At 60.4% G+C, this 4478-nt stretch carries 2 protein-coding genes; both read left to right on the top strand.

Going from position 1 to position 4478, the window contains the following annotated elements; genetic code table 11:
• Nucleotides 1–102 precede the first annotated feature (102 nt).
• Nucleotides 103–3864, top strand: coding sequence for an FAD-dependent oxidoreductase (locus C4334_RS14245; protein ID WP_352432754.1), 3762 nt, complete (start codon nucleotides 103–105; stop codon nucleotides 3862–3864).
• 335 nt (nucleotides 3865–4199) lie between these two features.
• Nucleotides 4200–4478 (top strand): IS200/IS605 family transposase (gene tnpA / locus C4334_RS14240; protein ID WP_352432756.1); only part of this gene is annotated, 279 nt, incomplete at its 3' end.

Here is a 4478-nt window from a genome sequence, read left to right as displayed (position 1 = left end):
CTTTGGCGATTCGCGCCGCAGCTCGTGAAATGTTATACTTACAAGTTCGCGTGCGTTCGTTTTCAGGTTAATAGAGAATAGAGAACAGAGAATAAACCTCAAATGGCGGATCGTTCATTCATGCAGGATGTTATCGTCGAACAGAATCATGGTCTGCGCGATTTCACGCTCGCGGAGGATGCGGAACTGGGAATCGCGGGCTTCACCTACGCCGATCTATACCGACCGGAACGCCTACGTGATCTGGCCGAGGCTTTCTACGCACAGGTGGCGCAAGAAGATCAGGAGCTTCATGGCCGCCTGATGAAATACGTGCGCACGCGCGGCGAGGCTTTCCGCGGCAAAGACGAGTCAGACCTGTTGACCGCCGCCGCGCCGCATCTTTCGCGTTTCATTGCGCGTCTATTTCGCCTCGAAGAGGAAAGAAACGAGCAGATCGAAGCCGTCAAGCGGCAGGACCCGATTTTCGCTTTCAAGTATTTCGTCGCGCGACGCGCGATGAAAAATTTCCCGCCCGAAAAGGTCGCTGCCTTCGACCCTGAGGAGCTAAGCGCGGCACTCGCTGAACTCGGTCGCTCGCTCTTGCCCGAAGATTTCAGCGAGGATGAGGAGTTGAAAGTCGCGCGTCTCACCGTTCGTTTGCTCGATTGGGAGAAGGCGCTCGAAACGAGCCGCAAACAGAAGGCGCCGCCGCCGGCGGAGATCGCCAAAGCGCACGCCGTAGTCGCACGCTCTGCTCCGGCAGCTTGTAGGGTGATGAAGCGATTGGGGGACGGCGGCGCCCCTGATGATTTCGTCAGCGCGGCGCTTCGTCTCATTGAGGCGTGGGCGGGCATGTGCGCGGCTAAAGCGCGTACGCGCGTGCGCGATTGGGTGTCGTTCCGCTCGCCGCACCATTTCGACTACGCGAATCTCGTCAAGATTGAACGCCCGCGCGAGGATCTACCCGAATTGATGCGCGGACTCGAAGAACATCTGCGGCGGCGCGACGGGTTTCGTTTGACCGACCGTCGTGGCACGCTGCGCCAAGTGCTCGACGAAGTCCACTACTGCTTGATCTGCCACGAGCGCGGCAAGGATTCTTGCTCCAAAGGGATCCGCGAGCGCGATGGCTCAACAAAGCGCAATCCGCTCGGCATTGAGCTTCAAGGTTGCCCGCTTGATGAGAAGATCTCCGAAATGCATTCGCTCAAGCGCGAGGGCGATAGCATCGCTGCGCTCGCGCTCGTGATGATCGACAATCCGATGTGTCCGGGGACGGGACATCGCATCTGCAACGACTGCATGAAGTCCTGCATCTTCCAGAAGCAGGAGCCGGTTAACATCCCACAGGTCGAAACGGGCGTCCTTACCGACGTTCTCAAACTGCCGTACGGTTTTGAGATCTATTCGCTGCTGACGCGCTGGAATCCGCTCAACGCCAAGCGCCCGTATGCGCTCCCTTACAACGGCAAGAACGTGCTCATCGTCGGTCTCGGCCCTGCCGGATACACTCTCGCGCAGTACCTTTTGAACGAAGGGTTCGGCGTCGTCGGCATCGACGGGTTAAAGATCGAACCGCTGAAACCGGAGTGGCTCTGGGATGGGACGAGGCCGCCGCGTCCCATTCGGGAGATAAGCGAAATCACGACCGAACTGGACCGGCGCGTGCTCGCCGGATTCGGCGGCGTCTCCGAGTACGGCATCACGGTCCGGTGGGACAAGAACTTCCTGACGATGATCCATCTGACGCTGGCGCGCCGTCGCCATTTTCGTTTCTACGGCGGCGTTCGTTTCGGCGGCACGCTCACCATCGAGGACGCTTGGGCGCTCGGCTTCGATCACATCGCCATCGCGGCTGGCGCTGGTCGCCCGACGATCATCGAGATGAAGAACAATCTGATTCGCGGCATCCGTCAGGCGTCCGATTTCCTGATGGCGTTGCAATTGACCGGAGCTTTCAAGCGCGATTCGCTCGCCAATCTGCAAGTGCGCTTGCCAGCGGTCGTCATCGGCGGCGGCTTGACGGCGGTCGATACGGCGACGGAGCTGGCGGCTTACTATCCCGTTCAAGTCGAGAAAATGTTGGACCGGCACGAGAGGTTGGTCGCCGAGTTCGGCGAAGAGCGTGTCTGGGCGATGTTTGATGAAGAGGAGCGCGAAATCTACCGCGAATTCCTCGAACATGGGCGCGCCATACGCGATGAGCGCAGACGCGCCGCGGCGGCAGGCGAACAGCCCGACTTCGTCAAGCTGGTGCGCGCGTGGGGCGGCGTGTCGATCGTTTATCGTCGTCGGTTGCAGGATTCGCCCGCCTACCGCTTGAATCACGAGGAGGTCGCCAAAGCGCTCGAAGAGGGGATCAACTTCATCGAAAACATGAACCCAGTGGAAGCCGTGCCGGACCGCTTCGGCGCAGTCGAGGCGGTGGTCTTCGAGCGTTTGAGGCTCGATCCCGAAAAAGGCAAATGGGAAAGGAGCGGGGAACTGCTCCGCCTCCCGGCGCGCACCGTGTGCGTGGCGGCGGGCACGAGCCCGAACATCACCTACGAGAAGGAGCATCCAGGGACCTTTGTGCTCGATGAGCGCGGGGCCTATTTTGCGCCGCACAAGGCCGTGCGGGATGAAGATGGGAACTGGCACCTCGTGCGCGCCTTGAAAGGCGAACCCGCATTCTTCACCTCATACGAGCACGGCGATAAGCATTTCATCACCTTTTACGGCGACAACCATCCGGCTTACGCGGGCAACGTCGTTAAGGCGATGGCTTCGGCCAAACACGGCTACGAGCAGGTGGCGGCGCTCTTCGCCGACGAAATCGCCGCCCTCAAGCCTGAAGAACGGACGGCGCGCGAACTCGATTTCAAGCGCTTCATCGAACGTCTGGACGAAGAGCTGATCGCGCGCGTCGTGCGCGTCGAACGGCTGACGCCGACCATCGTCGAAGTCGTCGTGCGCGCGCCGATGCAAGCGCGCAAGTTCCATCCGGGCCAGTTCTATCGCTTGCAGAATTACGAGGCCGACGCGCCCGAGATCGAAGGGACGCGCTTGATGATGGAAGGCTTGGCGTTGACGGGCGCATGGGTTGACAAAGAACGGGGCTTGCTCAGTCTGATCGTGCTCGAGATGGGCGCTTCTTCGCGCCTCTGCGCGCTTTTGCGACCGGGCCAGCAAGTGGTTGTAATGGGGCCGACGGGCGCGCCGACCGAAATCCCGGCAGGCGAAACCGTCATGCTCGTCGGCGGCGGATTGGGCAACGCCGTGCTCTTTTCGATCGCGCGCGCGTTGCGCGAAAACGGCTGCCGCGTCATCTACTTCGCCGGTTACCGACGCGGCGAGGATCTCTTCAAACGCGAGGAGATCGAGGCTGCGACCGATCAGGTCATCTGGGCGACCGACGCCGGCTGCGAGATCGAACCGAAGCGACCGCAAGACCGGCACTTCCGCGGCAACATCGTCGAAGCGATGCGCGCCTATGCGGAAGGACGGCTGGGCCGCAAGCTGTTCGATTTACGCGAAGTCGATCGCATCATCGTCATCGGTTCGGATGGGATGATGGCGGCGGTCAAGCGCGCGCGCCACACGGTGCTCGCACCATACCTGAAGGGGGCGCACGTGGCGATCGGCTCAATCAACAGTCCGATGCAGTGCATGTTGAAGGAGATCTGCGCGCAGTGCTTGCAGCGCCACGTCGATCCGCTGACGGGCGAAGAGAAATGCTTCGTCTTCTCCTGCTTCAATCAAGACCAAAAACTCGATGAGGTCGATTTCAACAATCTCAGCAGCCGTCTGCGAATGAACTCGGTACAGGAGAAGCAATCCAATATGTGGTTGGATCTCATCTTCAGTCGAAAGGGGGCGATCGAGCCTTTGCCCGCTGTTTGAGCGAAGGCCGCAGCGAGATCGTCAGACCCCGAATCGTGCGAAACCAGAACCCACCGCTTAAAATCGATGGAACTGAGGATTGAGCGTCCGTCACTTGTCGGACTTTTGTGTGCAAGGACCGAGGCCGAAGAACGCCAGATCTCCATTCGGGCGTGCCGCCAAAGGTGGTCCGGCGAGCGGCGCGAGAGCTGCCTCCAAAGCACCCCCTTTATAGAAAAGAGGGGGTGTGGGGGAGCTATAAAACCCATCCCCTTCAGGAGTGGGATAGATGGACTCCCCCACGTGCCCGCAGGGGCACATAACATGGTGGGCAGCAAGCGTGCTATACTGTGGTAGTGCCAGCGCCCTACAAACGCAGCGACACCTCCGTTTTCCTGCTGCGCTACCACTTTGTGTGGTGTCCCAAGCGCCGCAGAAAGGTGCTGGTAGGAGCGTTGGGGGAACGGCTGAAGGAACTACTACGGGAGAAGGCCGAGGAACTGGGCTGGGAAATCATCGCGCTTGAGGTCATGCCCGACCACGTACACCTGACCCTCTCGCAAAGGGTCTGGACCTGCGGGTGTGGGGCGGTGCATGACCGGGACCTGAACGCGGCGAGAGAACATCCGGGCCGA

The sequence above is a fragment of the Pyrinomonas sp. genome, assembly GCF_040289685.1.
Lineage (GTDB): Bacteria > Acidobacteriota > Blastocatellia > Pyrinomonadales > Pyrinomonadaceae > Pyrinomonas.
Note: the sequence above shows the minus strand (reverse complement) of the source record. Positions and strands in the feature narration are given on the sequence as shown.

What these genes read in the sequence shown, in the direction of transcription:
- C4334_RS14245 (WP_352432754.1), top strand. Translation starts at nt 103, where the DNA reads ATGGCGGATCGTTCATTCATGCAGGATGTTATCGTCGAACAGAATCAT.